The 22358-nt window shown below is 73.9% G+C and carries 25 protein-coding genes and 1 pseudogene; 10 read left to right on the plus strand and 16 right to left on the minus strand.

The features are described from left to right. Nucleotides 1–22 precede the first annotated feature (22 nt). The 3 genes and pseudogenes from LPA42_RS34580 to LPA42_RS25530 form a co-directional block, all read right to left on the minus strand. Nucleotides 23–282 (minus strand): annotated as a pseudogene (locus tag LPA42_RS34580) (GntR family transcriptional regulator). Between the two features lie 224 nt (nucleotides 283–506). Then, complete coding sequence (locus LPA42_RS25525) at nucleotides 507–995, minus strand: hypothetical protein (protein ID WP_144082714.1); 489 nt, start codon at nucleotides 993–995, stop codon at nucleotides 507–509. A 441-nt stretch (nucleotides 996–1436) separates the two neighbouring features. Next, a complete protein-coding gene (locus LPA42_RS25530) occupies nucleotides 1437–1658 on the minus strand; it encodes a winged helix-turn-helix domain-containing protein (RefSeq protein WP_077938922.1) in 222 nt (73 codons plus the stop codon). Nucleotides 1659–2007: 349 nt separating this feature from the next. Here LPA42_RS25530 and LPA42_RS25535 point away from each other — a divergent pair, with 349 nt between their 5' ends. Beyond that, complete coding sequence (locus tag LPA42_RS25535) at nucleotides 2008–2364, plus strand: hypothetical protein (RefSeq protein ID WP_228986911.1); 357 nt, start codon at nucleotides 2008–2010, stop codon at nucleotides 2362–2364. Nucleotides 2365–2385: 21 nt separating this feature from the next. Here LPA42_RS25535 and LPA42_RS25540 read toward each other — a convergent pair whose 3' ends face one another. Beyond that, the gene (locus LPA42_RS25540) at nucleotides 2386–2616 is read right to left on the minus strand and encodes a hypothetical protein (RefSeq protein ID WP_077938923.1); all 231 of its coding nucleotides are present in this window, start codon (nucleotides 2614–2616) and stop codon (nucleotides 2386–2388) included. Between the two features lie 76 nt (nucleotides 2617–2692). Between LPA42_RS25540 and LPA42_RS25545 the strand changes: the two genes are divergently transcribed. After that, the gene (locus LPA42_RS25545) at nucleotides 2693–3379 is read left to right on the plus strand and encodes a TetR/AcrR family transcriptional regulator (protein WP_077938924.1); all 687 of its coding nucleotides are present in this window, start codon (nucleotides 2693–2695) and stop codon (nucleotides 3377–3379) included. 54 nt (nucleotides 3380–3433) lie between these two features. Here LPA42_RS25545 and LPA42_RS25550 read toward each other — a convergent pair whose 3' ends face one another. Together LPA42_RS25550 and LPA42_RS25555 are read right to left on the minus strand one after the other, a co-directional pair. Next, nucleotides 3434–4114 carry an HAD family hydrolase gene (locus LPA42_RS25550; RefSeq protein WP_077938925.1) on the minus strand — a complete coding sequence of 227 codons (681 nt, stop codon included), beginning with the start codon at nucleotides 4112–4114 and terminating at the stop codon, nucleotides 3434–3436. Then, entirely contained in the window at nucleotides 4111–5103 is a 993-nt protein-coding gene (locus LPA42_RS25555) for a DMT family transporter (protein WP_077938926.1), read from the minus strand. The genes LPA42_RS25550 and LPA42_RS25555 overlap by 4 nt, the downstream gene beginning before the upstream one ends. A 124-nt stretch (nucleotides 5104–5227) precedes the next feature. Here LPA42_RS25555 and LPA42_RS25560 point away from each other — a divergent pair, with 124 nt between their 5' ends. The 4 genes from LPA42_RS25560 to LPA42_RS25575 all read left to right on the plus strand — a co-directional run bounded on the left by LPA42_RS25560 (nucleotide 5228) and on the right by LPA42_RS25575 (nucleotide 8507). Next, the gene (locus LPA42_RS25560; protein WP_077938927.1) at nucleotides 5228–5761 is read left to right on the plus strand and encodes a YlcI/YnfO family protein; all 534 of its coding nucleotides are present in this window, start codon (nucleotides 5228–5230) and stop codon (nucleotides 5759–5761) included. Between the two features lie 80 nt (nucleotides 5762–5841). After that, on the plus strand, nucleotides 5842–6681 hold the full coding sequence (locus LPA42_RS25565; RefSeq protein WP_077938950.1) for a DUF4097 family beta strand repeat-containing protein: 840 nt from the start codon (nucleotides 5842–5844) through the stop codon (nucleotides 6679–6681). A gap of 30 nt (nucleotides 6682–6711) precedes the next feature. Further along, nucleotides 6712–7671, plus strand: a complete 960-nt coding sequence (locus LPA42_RS25570; protein WP_077938928.1) for an ATP-binding cassette domain-containing protein — start codon at nucleotides 6712–6714, stop codon at nucleotides 7669–7671. Beyond that, the gene (locus tag LPA42_RS25575) at nucleotides 7668–8507 is read left to right on the plus strand and encodes an ABC transporter permease (protein ID WP_077938929.1); all 840 of its coding nucleotides are present in this window, start codon (nucleotides 7668–7670) and stop codon (nucleotides 8505–8507) included. Before LPA42_RS25570 ends, LPA42_RS25575 begins: the two co-directional genes overlap by 4 nt. A 24-nt stretch (nucleotides 8508–8531) precedes the next feature. Here LPA42_RS25575 and LPA42_RS25580 read toward each other — a convergent pair whose 3' ends face one another. From LPA42_RS25580 to LPA42_RS25610, 7 genes are all read right to left on the minus strand, one after another. Next, a complete protein-coding gene (locus LPA42_RS25580; protein ID WP_077938930.1) occupies nucleotides 8532–8906 on the minus strand; it encodes a DUF4259 domain-containing protein in 375 nt (124 codons plus the stop codon). Nucleotides 8907–9123: 217 nt separating this feature from the next. Next, on the minus strand, nucleotides 9124–10647 hold the full coding sequence (locus LPA42_RS25585; protein ID WP_077938931.1) for a SulP family inorganic anion transporter: 1524 nt from the start codon (nucleotides 10645–10647) through the stop codon (nucleotides 9124–9126). A 239-nt stretch (nucleotides 10648–10886) separates the two neighbouring features. After that, nucleotides 10887–11486 (minus strand): hypothetical protein, encoded by a 600-nt coding sequence (locus LPA42_RS25590; protein ID WP_077938932.1) that lies wholly within the window; start codon nucleotides 11484–11486, stop codon nucleotides 10887–10889. Between the two features lie 193 nt (nucleotides 11487–11679). Then, on the minus strand, nucleotides 11680–12903 hold the full coding sequence (locus LPA42_RS25595; RefSeq protein ID WP_077938933.1) for a S8 family peptidase: 1224 nt from the start codon (nucleotides 12901–12903) through the stop codon (nucleotides 11680–11682). 105 nt (nucleotides 12904–13008) lie between these two features. Next, on the minus strand, nucleotides 13009–13785 hold the full coding sequence (locus LPA42_RS25600) for a nucleotidyltransferase (RefSeq protein ID WP_077938934.1): 777 nt from the start codon (nucleotides 13783–13785) through the stop codon (nucleotides 13009–13011). A 26-nt stretch (nucleotides 13786–13811) separates the two neighbouring features. Continuing rightward, entirely contained in the window at nucleotides 13812–14300 is a 489-nt protein-coding gene (locus LPA42_RS25605; protein WP_077938935.1) for a roadblock/LC7 domain-containing protein, read from the minus strand. Further along, complete coding sequence (locus tag LPA42_RS25610; protein ID WP_043967064.1) at nucleotides 14297–14668, minus strand: hypothetical protein; 372 nt, start codon at nucleotides 14666–14668, stop codon at nucleotides 14297–14299. Before LPA42_RS25610 ends, LPA42_RS25605 begins: the two co-directional genes overlap by 4 nt. A gap of 479 nt (nucleotides 14669–15147) precedes the next feature. Between LPA42_RS25610 and LPA42_RS25615 the strand changes: the two genes are divergently transcribed. The 4 genes from LPA42_RS25615 to npdG all read left to right on the plus strand — a co-directional run bounded on the left by LPA42_RS25615 (nucleotide 15148) and on the right by npdG (nucleotide 18639). After that, complete coding sequence (locus LPA42_RS25615) at nucleotides 15148–15351, plus strand: hypothetical protein (RefSeq protein ID WP_036372683.1); 204 nt, start codon at nucleotides 15148–15150, stop codon at nucleotides 15349–15351. Between the two features lie 82 nt (nucleotides 15352–15433). After that, entirely contained in the window at nucleotides 15434–16195 is a 762-nt protein-coding gene (locus LPA42_RS25620; protein ID WP_077938936.1) for a hypothetical protein, read from the plus strand. A gap of 131 nt (nucleotides 16196–16326) precedes the next feature. Beyond that, the gene (locus LPA42_RS25625; protein WP_077938937.1) at nucleotides 16327–17745 is read left to right on the plus strand and encodes an RNB domain-containing ribonuclease; all 1419 of its coding nucleotides are present in this window, start codon (nucleotides 16327–16329) and stop codon (nucleotides 17743–17745) included. Between the two features lie 195 nt (nucleotides 17746–17940). Then, entirely contained in the window at nucleotides 17941–18639 is a 699-nt protein-coding gene (gene npdG / locus LPA42_RS25630; RefSeq protein ID WP_077938938.1) for an NADPH-dependent F420 reductase, read from the plus strand. 225 nt (nucleotides 18640–18864) lie between these two features. Here npdG and LPA42_RS25635 read toward each other — a convergent pair whose 3' ends face one another. From LPA42_RS25635 to LPA42_RS25645, 3 genes are all read right to left on the minus strand, one after another. After that, nucleotides 18865–19377, minus strand: a complete 513-nt coding sequence (locus LPA42_RS25635) for a hypothetical protein (RefSeq protein WP_158229445.1) — start codon at nucleotides 19375–19377, stop codon at nucleotides 18865–18867. A gap of 174 nt (nucleotides 19378–19551) precedes the next feature. Next, nucleotides 19552–20397 (minus strand): 3-methyl-2-oxobutanoate hydroxymethyltransferase, encoded by an 846-nt coding sequence (gene panB, locus LPA42_RS25640; protein ID WP_077938939.1) that lies wholly within the window; start codon nucleotides 20395–20397, stop codon nucleotides 19552–19554. Between the two features lie 158 nt (nucleotides 20398–20555). After that, nucleotides 20556–22346 (minus strand): NAD+ synthase, encoded by a 1791-nt coding sequence (locus LPA42_RS25645; protein ID WP_077938940.1) that lies wholly within the window; start codon nucleotides 22344–22346, stop codon nucleotides 20556–20558. Nucleotides 22347–22358: the final 12 nt, after the last annotated feature.

Below are 22358 nucleotides of genomic sequence, written 5' to 3' on the forward strand. Positions count from 1 at the left end.
ATGGCCCGATTCTGCTCGAGGGCTATTGGTTCTCAGGCTTGACGAACGTCCCGCGTTGGGGCACCACGAACAGCGCGCCTTGGTTGACCAGCACGGCGTTGGCGCCGTCGCATGGTCGCGCGGGCAAGGCCGTACTCCTGGGCAAGCTGGGACTCGGACGGGATGGCCCGGTTGGGGCTGCGAGTCACTGCGACGAATCCGGGCCGCGAGGATGCCGGCCACTTGGCGGTAGGGCGGCAGCGGCGCGCCGTGGCCGATGCCGGCGTCGGGGTTGGACTCCATGGGACTAGCGTTTGAAGTCTCGACACCAACGGCTTCGATTTTTCTATGTATCTGGAGGCCTGTAGACCAAGCTTGGTGCGGTGCGGCCATCCCGCTGTGCTGGTCGTAGAGACCGAACTCGTCCCAATGCGGCGGTGTCCCTGCCCGGCCGGGCTCCTCCGTACCCGTCGGGCAGGGCCAACGGTGGGGAGGAAGACCGTGTCTGCTGACATAGAACTGTCCGGCTAGTCAGCCTCCTCTCCATCGGACGAATGATGCGTTATTTCGCCTATAGATATCTTTGAGAACTTTAGGGGAATTAGTATACTTTTGCCGTTCGTCATTTCAACCTTGACAAGCGCCGGGTCCCATCTTCGCAAATCAGACCACTTTATCGCGAAATCCCCTCGCGGCCTGAAATGGAAACGGTCGCCCGAATGGGCCTCGATTTTCAGCGGATAAGTTGCATCCCTTGCGTATAGCCCCCAAATGACAACGGCTTCTCGGCGACGCTTTCTGTAGCCATGCTTCTGTAAGTTCATGGCTCTAACGAACGCTACGCTTCTGCCTCGATTGCGGATATCAACCCACAGGCCGTACTCCCCTTTGTCGTCCTCAACAAGAGTCGCATCTCCTGAAAGCCGAGGATTACCTGATCGATAGGTGAGCCACGATACGGCAAGCGCACTTGTGGAAACGACGGCTGCGTAAGCCGCTAGAATTTCCGTCAGCATTGGCGGATGCTACCAAGGTGATGCTGTTCGCCGGAACAGCCGCCTAAAGTGGTAGCGCGCAGAGAACCCCCTCTTGCCATCCGTCGCCGTCGTCCCACACCTCGTGGAGCAGGCCCGCCCCAGGGTGAGTTCCCCCGCTTTGATGGAGCGGTTGGATCGGGTTGGACAGGCGGCCGGTGTGGGTGATGATGAACTGCCCGTCGCACCTGTCGTTGATGTCGCTGTTGGGTGCATCGGCTCGCCGTCTCGGCGTAGGTCGGCGGCGGTCATCGGCAGCCGCCATGGCGGTCGTGCCAGGTGGTGAGCAAGGCGCCAGCGCGTTTCGTCCTCATCGATCTCGCGTGCGTCGGCGGTGCCCCGCGCAGCGCGTCCTCCTGCCCACCGTGAGGTGCAGGTGTTGACCCGTTGGCGGCATGGCCTGCCTGCCGCTCCCGGTTGGATCTACGCTGCCGGGGGTTTGACGTAGACACCTCGGCCGGGCTGCCCGTAGACGAGGTCCCGCGCCTTGAGTTGGATCATCACGAACCGGATGACCGTCTCGCTCACCTCGTACTGTTCGCACAGTTGGCGGGTGCTGGGTAGGCGGTCGCCGGGCTTCAGCACGCCAGCCTCGATCTGGCGCGTGATGTCGTCGGCGATTTGTTGGTACAGCGGCTCAGCCATCCGATGCCCTCCCCACGCAAGGGAACACGTAAGGCACTACGACGGGCGACACGGGGTATCGTTGGTGCACCAGGTACACCCAGTAACGTAGGTTGTGAGGTGCCGATGGTCCGCTCTGACGAATACCTGTTGGCCGCAGCTCTAACCCTCGCCCGACGGCATCGGCCGGTGTGGTCCTGGATCAGGTGGCGGCGGGTCTGCCGATGCGGCTCAGAGCTGCCATGCCGGGCCAAACGCCGCGTCCCGACCAGCGCAGGGTATCGGCCCGGTGATCGATCATGATCGGGCGTCGGATGCCCCCGCTGATCCTGGACGCCTGGCGCACCCTCGACTGGCACAAGCACCGACGGTGTCCAGTCTGCCGCCCAAGCGGCGGCTGTTCTCTGGTCGAGGTGGCCCGGAACCGGATCAGGGCATGGCGACGTTACGGCCCTCGCCGATGATCGAGCTGAGAGCCGGCGATGTCCTCCACATCACCGCCGCGTGCAGCGTCCAGTTCACGAAGCCGATGGTGTTTCGCCTGATCAAGGTCCGGCACGACCTGGTGACCTACGACCACTGGATCTGGCTCGACGGCTACCAGCTCGATGCCAACGGCGAGGCGGTGGCCCGACGGGAGGTATTCGTCCTGCGGGCGGGGCTGACGGTGCAACGACCAACCGTCCCGACGCAACCGAGGAGGCCCAGACTGCAGACGCGGACGTAAGTCTGCCGGCTGGGCGGGTGCTCAAGGCGCAGTATCGACGTAGACCTCGACGTCGTAGAGCAACTGCACGTTGCGGCGGCCGTTCGTGATGCCGACGAAGACCGGTTCGCCGGCCGGGGTGCGGCCCTGCCGCCACACCGCGTCCCGCGCCGCTTCCCGCGACTCGTGGTGGGTCTTGCCCTCCTGGTGCAGTTGCAGGATGCGTCGGGCGGTGACCCGGTCGCTGTCGAGGTGGACCCGCAGCAGAGGCATGACGCCGCCCCCTCCCCGATTCCGAGCCCAACTTACCAACGTTAAGTCGCCTGTCCACCGTACTAGAATGAACTCCATGACCACCACGCCGCCGCCCGTCTGGCTGCGCGCCGAGCCGGCGCGCGCCCGGCGGAAGCCGCCGCTGACCCTCGACCGCATCGTGGGCGCGGCGGTGACCCTGCTCGACGCCGACGGCATCGAGGGCCTGACGATGCGCCGCCTCGCCCAGCGGCTCGACGTGACGGCCACCGCCTTGTACTGGCACGTGAAGACGAAGGACGACGTCCTGGACCTGGCCGTCGACGGGGTCTTCGGCGACGTGCCGATCCCCGAGGTGACCGACGACTGGCGACAGGACGCCCGCGTCCTCGTCCGTGCCTGGCGCGCCGCGATGCTGCGCCATCCCTGGGCGCCGGGGCTGATCGGGCGGCCGATGCTCGGGCCCAACGTCCTGGCCCGCACCGAGTTCCTGCAGGCGGCGCTGGTGCGCGGCGGCTGTGGCGGGCTGCGGCTCGCGGTGGCCACGCGGATGCTGGCCAACTACGTCATCGGCGCGTCGCTCACGGAGGCCACCTGGCGGCAGCACGCGGACCCCGGGGTGAGGGCCGCCGCCCGCGAGCACGTCGCCGCGCGCGCCGACACCTATCCGACCCTCCACGCCTCGGGCCATCTCGACGACACCCGGTGGGACGACGACCTGCTGTTCGAGGAGGGCCTCGACGGAGTTCTCCGGGCGGCGGCACGCGCGGGGGCATCGGTCTGACCGGGCCGGGCGGCGGCACGCGCGGGGGGCATCAGGACCGGGGCCGGGCGGCCGTCAGCCCTCGCCGAGGGCGGCCACCAGCTCGGCCATGCTGTCGATGGTGGCGTCCGCCGCGGCGAGCCGGGCCCGCTTGCCGGGCTTGTTGGCGTACCCGATGGCGGCGACCCCGGCGGCGTGGGCGGCCTCGACGTCGGTGGCCGAGTCGCCGACCAGGACGCAGTCCGCCGGTTCGGCGGCCAACTCCCGCAGGGCCGCGAGCACCGGGTACGGGTCCGGCTTCATCCGCCCCGGCGCGCCCTCGGGGCGGCCGACGACCGGGTGCACGTACGAAGTGAGTCGACGGGCGCTCAGGTAGGCGCGGACGCACGCGGCGGAGTTGTTCGACACCACGGCGACCCGGCGGCCGGCGCGGTGGGCGGCGAGGATGGCCTCCCGGCCGTACGGGGTCGGCGCGGCGGTGTGGGCCGCGGTGACCTCCGCGCGGGTCAGCGCCTCGTCGACGAGGCGGACGACGGCGGGGCGACCGAGCGTGGCGGCGAAGCGCAGCACGGCGAGCGGGTCGGGCTCGTGCCGGATCCCGGCCGGCAGGGGCACGCCCCGGTCGGCGAGCAGCCGGCGCAGCTCGTGGGCGACGGCCGACGCGGGGTACCGGGCGAAGACGCTGCACACGGGCCCGTCGAAGTCGAGCAGGACCACGCGGGCGCGGCCGACGAGGGGAGCGAGAACGGCGGTCACGGCCCGACGGCCCCGTCGGGCTGCGCCGGGCCGGGCCTTGTCGGTGCGGGGGCGGTCCGGTCCTGGCCCGTAGGTTGCAGGGCGACGACCGCCGCGAGGATGAGCGCGCCGCCGAGCAGCGCGGGCGCGGTGAGCCGCTCGCCCAGGAGCAGCGCCGCCAGGAGGGCGGCGGAGAGCGGCTCGACGAGGGTGGCCACCGTGGCGGCCGACCCGGACGTCGTCCGCAGCCCTGCGTAGAGCAGGCCGTACGCCAGGGCCATCGTCGCGACCCCGAGGTATGCCAGCAGGGCGAGCGAGGCGGGGTCGGCCGTGAGCACCGGCTCGCCTGCGGCGAGGGCGATCCCGAGCCAGGGGAGCAGCGCCAGCGTCCCGGCGGCGGTGGCGCACGTGGTCAGGGCCACGGAGTCGACCCGCTGGGCCAGGGTGTGCCCGAGCAGCGTCGTCGCCGCGTACGTGGCCCCGGACGCGACGGCGAGGACGATCCCGAGCCCCGGCCGGCCGCCGGGGGCGGGTGAGCCGTGTCCGGCGGTGGCGCTGATCAGCACCAGCCCGGTGAGCGCCGCCGTCAGCACGGCCACCTCGCGCAGCGACGGGCGTGACCGGGCGGCGGCGTGCTCCCAGGCGGCGGTCAGGACCGGTGCCAGCCCGAGCGAGACGACGGTCGAGACGCTCACGCCGACCAGCAGGACGGAGCCGAAGTACAGGGCCTGGTAGAGGGCGGTGCCGACGCCGACCACGACGGCCAGCACCGGGTGGGTGCGTATCGTCGCGAGCACGACGCCCGACCGGCGGGTCACCACGGCGAAGCCGACCAGGGCGACGGCGGCCAGCGCCATCCGCCACGCGCTGACCGTCATCGCGCCGAGGCCGTCGCGGCTGTGCAGCACGGTGACCACGAGCCCGCCTGTGCCCCACAGGACGCCGGCCCCGCAGACCTGGAGCAGCCCGATGCGGGTACGTCGGTGCGTGGCCCCCGCTGTCGTCGTCACGGCACCAACCTATGCGGCGCGGGAAGCTCGTTCGATCCGATTATGCCGCCGTGGTGCCATGCCTGGCGGCACTGCTGTGCCAAGTTGGCTTGTTCGTGTGCCATCTATGTGCCATAGTGGTGCCATGGACCTGACCTCCTACGTGAGCAACCTCGGACGCGAGTTCGCCACCCTCGCCGAGGCCGGCGGCGACGAGTCGCGGTTGCTGGTCGAGCGCCTGACCGGGCCGCTGGAATCGGCGATCCGGATGACCCTGCTGGAAGCGCTCTCGGCCGCCGCCGACGAGATCACCCGGGACCTGGCCCCGGGGTCGGTGGAGCTGCGCCTGCGCGGGCGCGACCCCGACTTCGTCGTCACCCCGCCGCCCGCCGAGCCGCTCCAGCCCGCCGCGGGAGGCACCGCGGCGACGGGCGGCGGCACACCGGACGCCGTCCCGCCGATCGCCGAGGACGGCCCCGCCGCGCGGATCAACGTACGCCTGCCCGAGCAGCTCAAGGCCGCGATCGAGGAGGCGGCGGCGCGGGAGGGCCGCTCGGTCAACGCCTGGCTGGTCCGCGCCGCCGCCGCCGCCCTGCAACGACCCGACCACGACCAGCGCCCCGAGCCCCGCGACAGCGGCAGGCGCGCCCGGCAGAGCTTCACCGGCTGGGTGCGCTGACCGCACCCGCTCCACGCCGCCCCGGCCTCACGTCCCCGACCTGCGGGGACGACTCACCCACCCACGATGTGGAGACGACCATGCCTACTTTCGAGACCCCCGAACCGATCTCCGTCACGCTGGAACTCGGCGTGGCCCACGTGCGGGTCGCCGCGAGCGACCGGACCGACACCGTCGTCGAGGTCCGGCCCAGCGACGAGACCGACGAGTCCGACGTGCAGGCCGCCGCGCAGGTCCGGGTCGACTACGCCAACGGCGCGCTCCAGGTCACCGGCCCGAAGCGCACGTTCGACTTCTCCAAGAAGAGCAGGTCGGTGGAGGTCTCCATCGAACTGCCCAGCGGTTCCCCGCTCTCTGCCCACCTGGTGATGGGCGACGTCCGCTGCACCGGCCGGCTCGGCGAGTGCCGGATCAGGACCACCGGCGACGTCCGGATCGAACAGACCGGCCCGCTGCGCCTGCATACGGGGGTCGGTCACGTCACCGTCGACGCCGTCGCGGGCGACGCCGAGGTCTCCACCGGCTCGGGCAAGGTCGAGCTCGGCGAGGTCGCGGGTGCCGCGTCGGTCAAGAACTCCAACGGCGACACCAGCATCGACGCGGTCACCGGCGACGGGCGGGTGCGCGCGGCCAACGGCGGCATCCACGTCGAGCGGGCCGGTGCCGGCGTCGACGCGAAGACGTCCAACGGCAGCATCCGGCTCGGCGAGGTGGTCCGCGGCGCGATCGTGCTCGGCACCGCCGCCGGGAACCTGGACGTCGGCATCGCCGAGGGCACCGCCGCCTGGCTGGAGGTCAACACCGGGTACGGGCACGTGCGCAACCTGCTGGAGAACACCGGCCGGCCCGGCGGGACCGAGCAGACCGTCGAGGTCCGCGCCGCCACCTCCTATGGCGACATCACCATCCACCGCTCCTGACCCGCCTTCCGGCCCGAGGAGAGAACAACCATGTCCAGTACGCGAACCCGGCCGGCGATCGCCGCGACCGGCCTGCGGAAGTCGTTCGGCGACCAGGTCGTACTCGATGGTGTCGACCTGTCCGTGCCGGCCGGCACGGTCTTCGCGCTGCTCGGCGCGAACGGCGCCGGGAAGACCACCACCGTCCGGATCCTGTCCACCCTGCTCGGGGCCGACGCCGGTGACGTCCGGGTCGCCGGGCACGACCTCGCCCGCGAACCGGACGCGGTGCGCGCCGCGATCGGGGTCACCGGCCAGTTCTCCGCCGTGGACAACCTGCTCACCGGCGAGGAGAACCTGCTGCTGATGGCGGACCTGCACCACCTGCCCCGGGCCGAGGGCCGGCGGCTCGCCGCCCGGCTGCTCGGACAGTTCGACCTGACCGACGCGGCACGCAAGCCGGCATCGACGTACTCCGGGGGCATGCGGCGGCGGCTCGACCTGGCGATGACCCTGGTCGGTGACCCGCGAGTGATCTTCCTCGACGAGCCGACGACCGGGCTGGACCCGCGCAGCCGCCGCAACATGTGGCAGCTCGTCCGGGACCTGGTGGCCGGCGGCGTCACGATCTTCCTGACCACCCAGTATCTGGAGGAGGCCGACGAGCTGGCCGACCGGATCGCGGTCCTCGACCGGGGCCGGGTGATCGCCGAGGGCACGGCGGAGGAACTCAAGCGCCGCATCCCCGGCGGGCACGTCCGCCTGCGGTTCGCCGACGAGCAGGGCCTCGACGCGGCCCGGCGCGTGCTCGGCCAGGTGACGCGCGACGGCGACGCCCTCGCCCTGCGGGTGTCCAGCGACGGCAGCCTGCGCTCGCTCAGGGCCCTGCTCGGCCGGCTCGACGACCAGGCCGTCCAGGTCGACGAGTTGTCCGTGCACACCCCCGACCTCGACGACGTCTTCCTCGCCCTGACCGGCGGCCCCACCGACGAGAAGGTGACCATCCCATGAGCACCCCCGCCCTCAGCGGCCCCGCCCCGGCGGCCCTGCGCCTGCACCCGCTGCGCGACTCGGCGACGATGCTGCGCCGCAGCCTCCGGCGCATGCTGCGGTACCCGTCGATGACCGTGACGCTCGTCGCGATGCCCGTCGTCTTCCTGCTGCTGTTCGTCTACGTGTTCGGCGGCACGCTGGGCGCCGGGCTCGGCGGGGCGGTGCCCGGCGGCGCGGCCGGCGGGCGGGCCGCGTACGCCAACTACGTGGCCCCCGCGATCATCCTGATGACCGTGACGGCGGCGGTCCAGGGGACGGCGATCACCATCGCCATGGACCTGACCGAGGGGATCATCGCCCGGTTCCGCACGATGCACATCGCCCGCGTCTCGGTGCTGACCGGGCACGTCCTGGGCAGCCTGATCCAGGCGATGCTCAGCGTGGTGGTGGTGACCGCAGTGGCCGTGCTGGTCGGCTTCCGGCCCACGGCTGGGCCGGGCGGTTGGCTGGCCGCGGCCGGCTTCCTGGCGGCGGTGACCTTCGCGCTCGTCTGGCTGGCCGTCGCGCTCGGCCAGGTGAGCGGGAGCGTCGAGACCGCCAGCAACCTGCCCATGCCGCTCGTCCTGCTGCCCTTCCTCGGCAGCGGGTTCGTCCCCACCGACTCCATGCCGGCCGGGCTGCGCTGGTTCGCCGAGTACCAGCCGTTCACGCCGATCATCGAGACCCTGCGCGGCCTGCTGATGGACGAGCCGGTCGGCAACGACGCGTGGATCGCGCTCGCCTGGTGCGCGGCCATCGCGCTGGGCGGCTACCTCTGGTCGAGGCGGCTGTTCAACCGGGAGCCCGCGCGCTGACGGTGGGCCGGCTCCGGCTCCGGCTCATGCCCTGCCCGCCGAGGCCAGCTCGGCGAGCTGGTCGAAGGTGCGGACGAGCACGTCGCGTCGCTGCGCCCGGTATTCGGGGTCGGGCTCCAGGCCGTCGATCGCCTCGTCCCAGACGGTCAGGAACCGGCTCTTCCAGCCGGCGATGGTCTCCGGGGCGGGCAGCGTGACCCCGACGTGGCGCTGGCTGCCGATGAGGTGCAACAGCTCCAGGTTGCAGGGGACGGCGACTCCCCAGTATTCGTCCGGCTCCAACTCGACCGGGTCGCCGGACATCGCCGTCGCGATCTCGTCGACCAGCCGCCCGGTCACCGTCGACAGGTGGTCGGCGGCGGTGTCGTCCTCGAAGTTGCCGCTGCCCCAGGTCCCCATGCTGTCGTCCGCTCCTTCCGCGACCGTCGCTCGATCGTCGGCCGAGTCAATCAGACCCCACCGACAATCCGCCGCCGCCGGCCGATCCGCCCGTCGACCAGTCCGCCGTCGCCATGTCGGCGACATGGGGGCATCCGGCCGGTCGGGATACCCCCATGTCGCCGACATGGCACCAGCCGCCCAGCCCACCAGCCGCCCAGCCGCCCAGCCGCGCGGGTCAGTCCGTCGCGTCGACCGTGCGGGGGCGGTCGTCCTCCGCCGGGCGCGGCGCGACGACGTGCACCGACACCCCCGCGTTGCGGTTGTGCGTCTCGATCCAGGTGTCCAGCGCGGTGCGGCAGGCGTGGTCGACGTGTCGCAGCCCGCGCAGGTCGAGCCGGACGGTCCGGTCGGCCGGCAGCTCGTTGAGCGTGGTGAGGATGGTGGGCAGCCGCAGGAAGGTGGCGTTCCCGGTGATCGCGACCTCGACCGGCCCCGGGCCGGCGTCGCCCACGGTGGCGTCGTGCACGGTGACCCGGACGTGCGAGGTCTCCCACGCGGTCTTCACCACGGCCAGGCCGAGGCCGACGAGCACGCCGGTGAACATGTCGGTGGTGAGGATGGCCAGGGCCGTCACCGCCAGCACCGCCGCCTCGCCCCGGTGTTCCCGCCACAGTTGCGGCAGCGCGCGCAGCGGCAGCAGCTTGACGCCGGCGTGGACGAGCACGGCGGCGAGCGCGGGCAGCGGCATCAGCCCGATCAGGCCGGGCGCGGCGGCGGCGAACAACAGCAGCCACAGCCCGTGCAGCACCCGGGAGGCCTTCGTCCGCGCGCCGGCCCGCACGTTGGCGGAGCTGCGGACGATGACGGCGGTCATCGGCAGGGCGCCGAGCAGGCCGCAGATCGTGTTGCCGGTGCCCTGCGCCACGAGTTCCCGGTCGAAGTCGGTGCGGGGGCCCTGGTGCAGCCGGTCGACGGCCGCCGCGCTGAACAGGCTCTCCGCTGACGCGACCAGGGTGAACGTGGCGACGGTGGCCAGCACCCCGACGTCCGCGAGGGTGCCCCAGTGCCCGAGCGACGGCTGCATCGCCGCGAGCAGCCCCTCGACCTCGATGGTGTCGACGGGCAGCCCGAGCGCGGCGGTCACCCCGGCCGCCGCCACGACGGCGACGAGCGCGCCGGGGACCGTCCGCAGCCGACCGGGCAGCCTGTCCCAGCCCACCATCACGGCGATGGTGGCCACGCCCACGGCGAGCGAGACCCGCGCCGGTGTGGACGTGGCGACCTCGCCGACCAGCCCCGGCAGGCCGGTGAACTTGCCCGGCCCGGTGTGCGGCGCGGCGACGCCGGCCAGGACGTACAGCTGCCCGGCGATGAGCAGCAGGCCGATGCCGGCGAGCATGCCCTGCACCACCGCCACGGTGATGGCGCGGAACCAGCGGCCGAGCCGCAGCAGCCCCAGGCCGATCTGGAGCAGCCCGGCGACCAGGACGATCGTGCCGAGGCCGGCGATGCCGTAGCGGTCCACGGCCTCGGCGACCAGCACGGTCAGGCCGGCGGCGGGGCCGCTGACCTGCATGCTGCTGCCGGGCATGAACCCCACGACGAGGCCACCGACGATGCCGGTGACCAGGCCGAGTTCGGCCGGCACGCCGGAGGCGACGGCGATGCCCACGCAGAGCGGGAGGGCGACGAGGAAGACGACGACGGAGGCGGACAGGTCGGCGCGCAGCGTGCGCCAGGGCAGGGCGGGAGGCGACATCGTTCACATCCGGGGAAGGCGGGGCGTGCGGGCAACGGGTCGGCCACCGACGCCGGCCGCCGGCTGGTCGCACCGCCGGCCGGGCCGGGGGTACGGGTGTCGGCGGCGCGGTGGCCGGCGGGTGACGCGTGGTGGTCAGGCGTACGGAAAGGTGCCCGACGGGCCGGGGGACGTCCTCGCCGTCCGCCGGCCGTGCGCCGCCCGCGACGGCGGGCGGGCCGGGTGCCGGCTGGCGGCGCTCAGCAGCGCAGGACGCTCAGCCGGATCGGGTCGGGTCCGGCGTCGGCGGTGGCGGGGCGCCCGTCGGCGGTGCTGCCCCGGCGGACGGCGGCGTCGGGCAGGGCCGACCCGGCCTGCGGCCCGGGGTCGCGGCGGTCGGTGCCCTGGTTGCCCCGCCCGGAGCGGCTGACCGATCCGCACGCCTTCCCGTCGAAGCGGGGCACGACGGTGGGGTCCGGCGGCTGACCGGTGTGCGCGGCGAGCGTGGTCACGAGGCGGTACGCCTCCAGCGCGACCTGCCCGGCCCGCCCGGTGCGCGGCGGCCCGCCGGCCCGGGAGGTTGCCCCGGACCGGGCATCGGCGCGGGCCCGGGGGCCCAGGTCGGCGGCCGGGGCGACGGCGGCCGGGGCGGCGACTGCGGTCGGGGCGCTGGCGTGCGGCGCGACGGCGGCCGGGGCGCTGGCGTGCGGTGCGGTGTCGGCCTGCGGTGCGGTGTCGGCCTGGGGCGCGACGGCGACGGCGACGGCGTCGAGCGGGGAGCGGCAGGCGAGGCCGAGGTGCAGCAGGAGCGCGCCGGCGAGCAGCGGGGCGAGGAGAACGGCGACGGGTCTGCGCTGCACCGCTCACCCCCAGGCCGGTACGCGTGCACGCACACCGCGTGCCACCACACCGTAGATCTCCCGACCCGCGTTGCCGGTTACGCCCGTTTTAACGGATTAATGCGCGCTGTGGGGGCATGTCGTGATCCGTGCCCGGACACGGTGCGGCCCCGGAGCGATCGAGCGCTCCGGGGCCGCACCTGGGGGTGGGTGATCAGCTGGTGGGGGAGACGTACAGCAGGCGGTTCGGGGAACCGGTGCCGGGGCTGGTGACCACGCCGGCGGTGGCCGTGCTGGTCAGGTACGAGGCGACCTGGGCCGGGGTCCAGGTCGGGTTGTTGGACAGGACGCGGGCGGCGGCGCCGGCCACGTGCGGCGAGGCCATCGAGGTGCCGCTGATGGTGTTGGTCGCCGTGTTGCTGCTGTACCAGGCGGACAGCACGTCCACGCCCGGGGCGAAGATGTCCAGGCAGGTGCCGTAGTTGGAGAAGCTGGCGCGCGCGTCGTTGCTCTGCGTCGCCCCGACGGTGATCGCCGTGGGCACGGCGGCCGGCGAGGAGGTGCAGGCGTTGGCGTTGGAGTTGCCGGCGGCCACCGCGTAGGTGACCCCGTCGGCGATGGAGTTCGCCACGGCCGTGTCCAGCGACGAGTTCGCGCCGCCGCCGAGGCTCATGTTCGCCACCGCCGGCTGGCCGGCCTGGTGGTTGGAGGTCACCCAGTTGACGCCGCCGATGACGCCGGCGTTGGTGCCCCGGCCCCGGCAGTTGAGCACCCGCACGGCGACGAGCTTGACGTCCTTGGCCACGCCGTAGGTGGTGCCGCCGACGGTGCCGGAGACGTGCGTGCCGTGGCCGTTGCAGTCGGCGGCCGGCAGGGCGTTGTCGACCGCGTCGTACCCGTCGACGGCCTGGCCGCCGAAGTCGTTGTGGTTGATGTTGATGCCGGTGTCGATGATGTACGCCGTGACGCCGGTGCCGGCGCTGGTGTAGTTGTACGAGCTGCTCAGCGGCAGGGCGGCCTGGTCGGTGCGGTCCAGCCCCCACGGCGGGTTCGCCTGGGTGGTCTGGAGGCTGACCTCGTGGTTCTGCTCGACCCAGGCGACGGACGGGTGCGCCGCGAGGCGCTTCGCGGCGGCCTCGGACAGCCGCACCTCGAAGCCGTTGAGCGCCGCGCCGTACACCTGGGCGACGCTGCCGCCGAACCGCTTGGCCAGGCTGCCGGCGGAGCTGGCGACGGCGGCGGCCCGGGTGCCGGCCTTCCCGCCCACGGCGCTGTCCTTCAGGACCACGATGTAGCTGGAGGGAACGGCGGTGGCACCACCGGCGTGGCGGATCTCGCCGGTCGCGGGCGCTGCGGACACCGGGCTGCCGATCATCGTGGCGGCCAGCGCCGACGCGGTCAGCACGCCGAGGGTGGCGGCCTTGCGGGGGAGCGTCATCTATCGGTCTCCTCTGTCGTCGACCGCGTCAAGCTGCGGGTACGCGGTCTGAGATCGTGATGACAGGCTATCGATAGATCCACAGTGAGCTATATATCGAATGGGTCATAGCATCGCGCGTATCTCGTCGCGTACTCCCCGCTGGAACGCGCGGGCCGCCACGCCGCCCGGTGGCGGGCCGCCGCCCCGGGCCGCGATCGCCCGCTCGATCAGGCCGGCCGCCGGGTGCCCCCGCCCGACCAGCCGCCGCCCCGCCGCCACCTTCGGCAGCCAGTCGCCGTCGCGGCAGCGCACCAGCGCGCGGCACGCGCCGAGCACCGCGTCCTCGGCGCCGGCGGCCGGCTCGTCGCCCGGCGGGGTCGGCAGCGCCAACCACCAGGTCAGCGCGTCCACCAGCAGCCGGCGCAGGTCGGCCGGCGTCAGGTCGGCGAACGCCTCCCCGGCCGGCGGCCCGAGCAGGGCCGACCCGCCGGCGTGCAGGATGCTGCGGTCCAGCCCGTACCAGAACCGGCCGTCGGCGGCCGGCCGCTCGTCGCCGGACCAGGTCACCCGGGGCGGCATCCGGGCGCCCGTGTTCAGCTCCACCTCGAAGCCCGGCTCCGGGGTGCCCGACCGGGCCACGTCCCGGCGGTAGACGACCAGCTCCAGCCCGCGCGCCGGGCAGGGCAGCGCCTCGTGCCGCAGCCGGGCGACCAGCTCCCGCTTGCGTCCGGCGGGCAGGGTCCGCGCGCACAGCAACGCCACGTCCACGTCGCTGCGCCCCGGCTGGTACGCGCCGAGCGCCACCGACCCGGCCGCGTACGCGCCGGCGAGGTCCTCGCCGAGCACCTCGCCGGCCGCGGTGACCAACTCCGTCAGGTAGCGCTCCACCTCCGTGTCCACCGTCGCATTGTGGCGGTCCGGCCCGCTCAGGGGCGGTCCCGCTCCAGCAGGGCGGCGAGCCGCTCGGCCGTCGACGGCGCGTGCAGGTGCAACCGGGCCACGTTGATGCTGTCCTGACCCACCACGGCGAGCAGCGCCTGCGGGCTGACGGCGTAGACGCTCAGGTAGCCGCGGTCGTTGCGGACGGTGGACTGCTGGAACTCGCCCTGGCCCAGCCGCAGCCCCACCTGCCGGCCCAGGCCGTACGTGGTCGCGGCGAGCGCGGCCAGGTCGTTCGGGTCGACGTCGGTCTGCATGTTGTGGGTGATGAGCAGGCCGTCCACGCCGCCGAGGACGCAGCCGTGCACGCCGGGGATCTGCAACCGCAGGTCGGCCAGCTCCTGCCCGATCGCCGAGTACGGCAGCGCGGGGTTGCCCGCCAGTGAGGGCGGGAACGACCGGGGCGCCGGCAGGTCCCCCGGCTGCCGCGCGGTGCGCCGGGGCAGGACGGTTCCGGTGCTGTCGACCACGCTCACAGCTCCAGGCTCTCCTCGATGACGCGCAGCTGGTGGCGGGCCATCGCCAGGTTGGCCCGGCTCTTGCTCACCATCAGGTACAGGAACAGGCCCTTGCCGGTCCGGCTGGTGACCGGCCGGATCAGGTGGTACTGCGAGCCGAGGGTGATGAGGATGTCCTCGATCTCGTCGTTCAGGTTCAGCATCTCGATGGTGCGCAGCTTGGCGCGGACCACGTCCGTGTTGCCGGCGGCGGCGACCGTCAGGTCGATCTCCCCGGTGCCGCCGGCGACGCCGAGCGTCATCCCGCTGTTGTAGTCGACCAGTGCGGCGCCGATCGCGCCATCGATGTTCATCGCGCTCTTGAGCGCGACGTCAAGGTTCGCCACGGTGTTGTCCCCCAGGTCGGGCGCGCGGGCGTCGCCTGTGCGTTGCCGTGGGTCACCTGTCGGTGACAGGGGCGCCGCGCCGCGCAGAAGGTTTCGCAGAGGCTCGCACACGGCGCGGCGGGGCGCACCCGCAAGCAGGCGTATCGACCTGAGCGGAGGGGCGTGCCGGCTCGCCGGTCCCGTAAGTGGGACCCGGTGACGGATGGCCCGTTCTCGTCCAGGCTGATATGAAGCCCCCCAGGGTGGGTGGTAGGGGACGGGAGCGCCCTTACCGACCGCCGCGCGGTCTCCGCCGACACCGCGCCGGCCGCGCCGTCGTGGCGGCCGTCCCGGCGGGGCCCCGCGACGGCGCGGACTCCCGGTCGGCGGGTTCCGCCATTCCGGCCCGGAGGCCGGTCGGCGCGTCTACTGTGGAAGACGTCGGCGACTATTTGCCTGAACCGGTGGCGGCCGGGCGGTGCGCGGTGCACAGTGATCCCATGAGCGACAGCGGAAGTGGTGGGCACTACTACTGGTGCACGCGACACCACCGGGTCGAGACCGAGGCCGACGTCTGCGCGGCGCGGCACGTGCTCGGGCCGTACGCCTCGGCGGCCGACGCGGAGAACGCCCTGCAACAGGTGCGGGAGCGCAACGACGCGTGGGACGCCGAGGACGCCCGTTGGGCCGGGGAGGACAGATAAACGGCGCGGGACGGCCCGCGTCGAGGAACTCCGTGCCCCGAGAGGAGGCACGCGAGCGCATGTCCCCAAGGAGGGAACCACGATGGCCGAAGCACAAAAGGCCACCACCCGCCCGGCCGCCCAACGTACGACCGCGAAGAAGACCGCCGCGGCCGGACGGGCCGCGGGCTCGACCCGGGCCGCCACCACGGCGACCCGGCGGTCGACCGTGACCAAGGCGTCCCCGAACGCCTCCGGCGCCGGGGCCGGCCGGGTGCCGGCGAAGAAGGCGGTCGCGAAGAAGGCCGCCGCGACGAAGGTGGCGACCAGCAGGACCCCGGTCGGCAGCAGGACCGCGGCGAAGAAGGCACCCGCGACGCGGACGGCGGCGAAGAAGGCCCCGGCCGCCAAGACCACGACCGCCAGGAAGACCACCGCCGCGAAGACCACCGCCACCAAGACCGCGAGGAGCGCCACCGGCGCGGCGGCGACCAAGCGGACGACGGCGGCGACAAAGAAGGCGTCCCCGGCGGCGAAGCGCACGACCACGACGGCGGCGAAGCGCACGACCACGGCGGCGAAGCGGACGACCACGACGGCCAAGCGCGCCGGCGCGACGGCGGCGAAGCGCACGACGGCGGCGGCGAAGAAGGCGCCCACGGCGGCGAAGCGCACGGCCGCAGCCGCGAAGAAGGCCCCGGCGGCGAAGAAGACCACGGCCCGGAAGACCACGGTCGCGAAGAAGGCCCCGGCCGCCAAGAAGACCACGGCACGGAAGACCACGTCGTCCCGGTCCACCGCCACCCGCACGGCCACCGCCAGGAAGGCCCCGGCGAGGAAGTCGACGCCCTCCCGTAACCCCTGATCCCGCCCACCCCGCCCCGTCGACCAGGAGGTTCGCGCCGAAGGCCCGCCGGCCGGCGACGTGAACCTCTTGGCCGACCCCGCGGTGCGGGGCGCCGCGGTGCGGTGGGTGGGGGGTGTCAGGATGGGGCCGTGGTGATCCGACGCGTCCTCGCGCCCCGCATCGACTTCGGTGCGCTGCGCCGCGAGCTGGAACTGCCCGAGCGGTTCCCGCCCGCGGCGCAGCGCGAGGCCGAGGAGGCCGCCGCCGCGCCGCCCCGGCCCGACGTCGACCGCACCGACGTCCCGTTCGTCACCGTCGACCCGGCCACCTCACGGGACCTCGACCAGGCGATGCACCTCGCCCGCCGCCGGAGTGGCGGCTTCCGGGTCCGGTACGCCATCGCCGACGTCGCCGCCCACGTGCGCCCCGGCGGCGCGCTGGAGGAGGAGACCTGGCGGCGCGGGCAGACCGTCTACCTGCCCGACGGCAACGTCCCCCTGCACCCGGAGACGCTCAGCGAGGGCGCGGCCAGCCTGCTGCCCGACCAGGACCGGGCGGCCGTGGTGTGGACGATCGACCTCGACGCCGACGGCGGCACGGTCGCCGTCGCGCTGGAACGCGCCCTGGTGCGCAGCCGCGCGAAGCTGGACTACGTCGGCGTCCAGGCCGCCGCCGACGCCGGTCGGCTGCCCGAGCCGATCGCCCTGCTCCCCGAGCTCGGCGCGCTGCTCACCGCGCGCGGCCTGCGCCGGGGGGCGGTCAACCTGCCGCTGCCCGAGCAGGACGTCGAACCGGACGGCGACGGCTGGCGGCTGGTGCTGCGCGGCCCCGTCCCGATGGAGGAGCACAACGCACAGATCTCCCTGCTCACCGGGATGGCCGCCGCCGACATCATGCTCGCCGGCGGGATCGGCCTGCTGCGGACGATGCCGCCGCCGAGGCCGGAGGCGGTGGCCCGGCTGCGCACCGCCGCCGCCCCGCTGGGCGTGCACTGGCCCGACGGCGTCGGCGTCGGTGAGGTGCTGGCCGGGCTGGACGCCTCCGAGCCCCGGGCCGCCGCGTTCGTCGACCAGGCGGCCGAGCTGATGCGCGGTGCCGCGTACACGGCGTTCGACGGCGCGCCGCCCGAGCAGCCGGCACACGGCGGGGTCGCCGCCGCGTACGCCCACGTCACGGCCCCGCTGCGCCGGCTGGCCGACCGGTACGCCACCGAGGTCTGCCTGGCCCTGCACGCCGACCGGCCGGTGCCCGACTGGGCCCGCGCGGCGCTGCCCAGGCTGCCGCAGGTGATGGCCGCGACCGACCGGACGGCCGGCGCGGCGACCCGGGGCGCCGTCGAGCTGGCCGAGGCGGTGCTGCTGGCGCACCGGGTCGGCGAGACCTTCGACGCGGCGGCGCTGGAGGTGGACGAGCCGAGGCCGGGCCGGCAGCCCGGCGGCACGGTGGCGCTGGACGCCCCGCCGGTGCGGGCCCGCTGCACGGGGGCGCTGCCGCTGGGCGAGCGGGTCCGGGTCCGGCTGGTCACCGCCGACCCGGCCACCCGGAAGGTCCTGTTCGCACTGACCTGACGGCCGGCCCGCGAGTACGCGCCGCACAGCCGCAGCCCGCGCCGCGCAGCCTGCGCCGCAGTCCGCGCAGCCGGCACCGGCGGGACGGCGTCCGGCCGGCCCGCCGCAGCACCCGCCGGAGCCGGCCCGGCGCTGGTCGCTGCGGCTGCGCGCCCGGCGCTGCTGCCGGCCCGCCTGGTTTGCGAGGATGGGCCCATGGCATACGACGCGAGCACGCTGCCCGACGTGTCCGGGCTGACCGTCGGCATCATCGGCGGCACCGGCGACCAGGGCCGGGGCCTGGCCTACCGCTTCGCCCGCGCCGGGCAGTCCGTGCTGATCGGTTCCCGGTCGGCCGAGCGCGCCGCCGAGGCCGCCGCCGAGATCGCCGCCCTGCGGGGCGTGCCGGCCGACGCCGAGGTGACGGGCGCGGGCAACGAGGAGGTCGCGCGGCGCAGCGACGTGGTCGTGATCGCGGTGCCGTGGGACGGGCACGCGGCGACCGTCGCCGCCCTGGCCGGGCCGCTCGCCGGCAAGATCGTCGTCGACTGCGTCAACCCGCTCGGCTTCGACCGGCAGGGCCCGTACGCGCTGACCGTCGCCGAGGGCAGCGCCGTCCAGCAGGCCGCCGCCCTGCTGCCCGACTCGCGGGTCTGCGCGGCGTTCAACCACGTCAGCGCCCCGCTGCTGGCCGACCCGGAGGTGGACCGGATCGACCTCGACGTGCTGATCTGCACCGAGGACCGCGAGCTGGTGGACGTCGTCGGCGCGCTCGCCGCCCGGATCCCCGGCATGCGGGGCATCTACGCCGGCCGGCTGCGCAACGCCCACCAGATCGAGGCGTTCACGGCCAACCTGATCGCCATCAACAAGCGTTACAAGGCCCACGCCGGCCTCCGCGTCACCGACCTCTGAGCGACGACGGCCCGCCCCGGGCCCGCCGTCTGCCCGACAGGTCGGGCGGACGGGTTGAGCGGACGGGTCGGGCCGCGCGATGTCGGCGACATGGCGGTATCCGGGCGGTTGGGATACCGCCATGTCGCCGACGTGGAGTCGATCACCACCTGTGGGGCGGGCTGCCGCGCCGGGGCGGCACCGCGGCGGTAGCAGGCCGCCGGCACACCCAGTTCGGCGCTCGGGTCAGAGGTTCGGGTCGACGCCGACCTTCTTGCAGGCGGCGTTGGCCTTCGCGCCGGCCTTCTCCAGGGCGGCGCTGTCCTCGGCCGCGGCCTCGACGTCCGCGGCGTTCGCGATCCTGCGGGCCTCCGCGCCGACCGCGGCCAGCGCGACGGCGACCTCGCTGCCGGAGCCGCCCGTCGCGGGCGCGACCTCCGACATCTCGGTGAACGCCTTCTTCATCGCCGCCGCCGGGTCCCCGCCGTCCACAACGGCCTTCATCAGCGCCTTCTTCGAGTCGTCCGCGACCTTCTTCGCGGTCTCGCAGAGCTTCTTGTCGGCGGCCGGGTCGGCGGAGGCGGGGGCGGCGGCCGTCGGGGCGGCCGCGCCGGTGGTCGGGGCGGCGGCAGCAGTGGTAGCAGTGGCGGCGGCCGAGGTGGGCGCGGCCGTCGGGGCCGGCTCCTCCCCGCCGCACGCCGCGAGCGCCAGCACGGAGACGCAGGTCAGGACAACGGTTGAGATACGAACATGATCCACGAGCGGGTACCTTAGCCGCTGCGTCCGCTGGCCGGACGCCCGCGTCACCACCCGCCGGCTGTCGCCACCCGCCCGTGTCACCACCCGCCGGCTGTCACCGCCGTCGGCGCGGGCCGCCGGGGCGCTGCCGGTGGACGACGCGGGGCGCGCCGCCCACCGCAGCCCCCGGACGTGTCAGAAGGTGTGCTCGGCGGCCGGGAACCCGCCGCCCCGGACCTCGTCGGCGAACCGCCGGGTCGCCTCGGTCAACGCCCCGGCCAGGTCGGCGTAGCGCTTCACGAACCGGGGGGCCTTGCCGGTGCGCAGGCCGGCCATGTCCTGCCAGACCAGCACCTGCGCGTCGGTGTCCGGCCCGGCGCCGATGCCGACCGTCGGGATCGCCAGTTCCCCGGTGATGCGCTTGGCCACCTCGCCCGGCACCATCTCCAGCACCACCGCGAACGCGCCCGCCTCGGCCACCGCGAGGGCGTCGGCGAACACCTCGTCGGCCGTGTCGCCGCGCCCCTGCACCCGGTATCCGCCGAGGGTGTGCTCGCTCTGCGGGGTGAAGCCGACGTGCGCCATCACCGGGATGCCGGCCCCGACGATCGCGGCGACCTGGTCGGCGCAGCGCCGGCCGCCCTCCAGCTTCACCGCGTGGCAGCCGCCCTCCTTCATGAACCGCACGGCGGTGCGCAGCGCCTGCGTCGGCCCCTCCTCGTACGAGCCGAACGGCAGGTCGCCGACGACCAGCGCCTGCTTCGTCGCCCGCACCACCGCCCGCACCAGCGGCAGCAGCTCCTCGGTGGTCACCGGCAGCGTCGTCTCGTAGCCGAAGACGTTGTTCGCCGCCGAGTCGCCGACCAGCAGCGCCGGGATCCCGGCGGCGTCGAAGATCGACGCCGTGTACTGGTCGTACGAGGTGAGCATCGACCACTTCTCGCCGCGCTCCTTGGCGGCGAGCAGGTCGCGGGTGCGCACCCGCCGGGTGGCCGGGCCGCCGTAGAGGGCGGTCACCTCGGTCGGGGTGGACTCCACCATGACTGTCTCCTTCCTCGAGGCCGCGTGCGCGGTCCCCGGGTTCCGTCGCAAGCGTCGCACCGCGCGACGGTCGACGGCAGGAGGCAGTGGAGGATTTCACTCCCCGGCGGGACCGGGCGCGCCCCGCCGAGCGGCGACGCCCCCGGCCCCGGCCGGGCTCAGCCGTCCTCGCGCCAGCGGTTGGTGATCGGCAGCCGCCGGTCCCGTCCGAACGCCTTCATCGAGATCTTCGTGCCGGGGGCCGACTGCCGCCGCTTGTATTCCGCGGTGTCCACCATCCGCAGCACCCGGTCGACGACCGCCGGGTCGTGCCCCGACTCGACGAGCCCCGTGCGGCCCAGGTCGCCGTCGACGTACCCGATCAGGATCGGGTCGAGCACGTCATAGTCCGGCAGCGTGTCGCTGTCGAGCTGGCCGGGGCTCAGCTCGGCGCTCGGCGGCTTGCCGATCGAGTTCTCCGGGATCGGCGGGGTCTCGCCCCGGCGGGTGGCGTCGGCGTTGCGCCACTTCGCCAGCCGCCAGATCAGCGTCTTCCACACGTCCTTGACCGGGTTGAAGCCGCCGACCGAGTCGCCGTAGAGGGTGGAGTAGCCCACCGCCAGCTCGCTCTTGTTGCCGGTGGTGAGGACCAGGTGGCCCTCCTGGTTCGACAGCGCCATCAGGATCACCCCGCGCACCCGGGCCTGGAGGTTCTCCACCGTCACCCCGGACAGCGACATGTTCGCCAGGAACGTGTCCACCATCGGCTGGATCGGCTCGACCCGGTAGTCCAGGCCGGTGCGCTTGGCCAGGTCCTCCGCGTCGGCCCGCGAGTGCTCCGACGAGTGCCGGCTGGGCAGCGAGACGCCGACCACCCGGTCCGGGCCGAGCGCGTCGACCGCGAGGGCCGCCACGACCGCCGAGTCGATGCCGCCGGAGAGCCCCAGCACCACCGACGGGAACCGGTTCTTGTCGACGTAGTCGCGCAGGCCCAGCACCAGCGCCTGCCACACCTCCGCCTCGTCGGCCACCGGCTCGATGATCCCGCCCACCGCCGCCGGGCCGCCGGGTGCCGGCGGGACGTCGCCGACCGCGGCCCGCACGATCCGCATGCCCGCGGCCAGCTCGCCGCCGGCCGGCGCCGCCCCGCCGGCCATGGCCGCGTCGCCGCCGCGACCCTCGGCCGCCGGCAGCTCGACGTCGTGCACGAGCAGGTGCTCGACGAACTGGGGGGCGCGGGCCAGCAGCGTCCCGTCCGCGCCGACGATCAGCGAGTCGCCCTCGAAGACCAGCTCGTCCTGGCCGCCGACCATGTTGACGTACGCCACGGCGGCACCGGCCTCGGCGGCCCGGCGGCGCACCAGCGGCAGCCGGATGTCGTCCTTGTTCAGCTCGTACGGCGAGCCGTTGATCGTGACGACCAGGCCGACGCCGGCCTGCCGGGCCGCCGCGAACGGGCCCCCGGCCTGCCACATGTCCTCGCAGATGGTCAGGGCGACGTCCACCCCGCCGACGCGGACCACCGTCAGCGCGTCGCCCGGGACGAAGTAGCGGTCCTCGTCGAACACCCCGTAGTTGGGCAGGTGGTGCTTGAAGTAGGTGGCCACCACCTCGCCGCCGTGCAGCACCGCCGCGGCGTTGCGGGCCCCCCGGCCCGGCTCGGCGTCGGAGCTGACCTGCGGCGGGCCGTCGGCGTCGAGGTACCCGACCACCACCGGCACCCCGCCCAGGCCGTCGGCGGCCAGGTCGGCGGCGAGGCGGCGCAGCGCGGCCTGCGACGCGGCGACGAAGGACCGGCGGAACACCAGGTCCTCGACCGGGTACCCGGTGAGCACCATCTCCGGGAACAGGACGAGCTGGGCGCCGGCGTCGGCGGCCGTGCGGGTCCACCGGCGGACCAGGCCGGCGTTGCCGGCGAGGTCGCCGACGCTCGGGTTGACCTGGGACAGGGCGAGACGCAGGGTGGGCATGTCCACATCTTG

The organism is Micromonospora sp. DH13, from assembly GCF_020873825.1.
Taxonomy (GTDB): domain Bacteria; phylum Actinomycetota; class Actinomycetes; order Mycobacteriales; family Micromonosporaceae; genus Micromonospora; species Micromonospora haikouensis.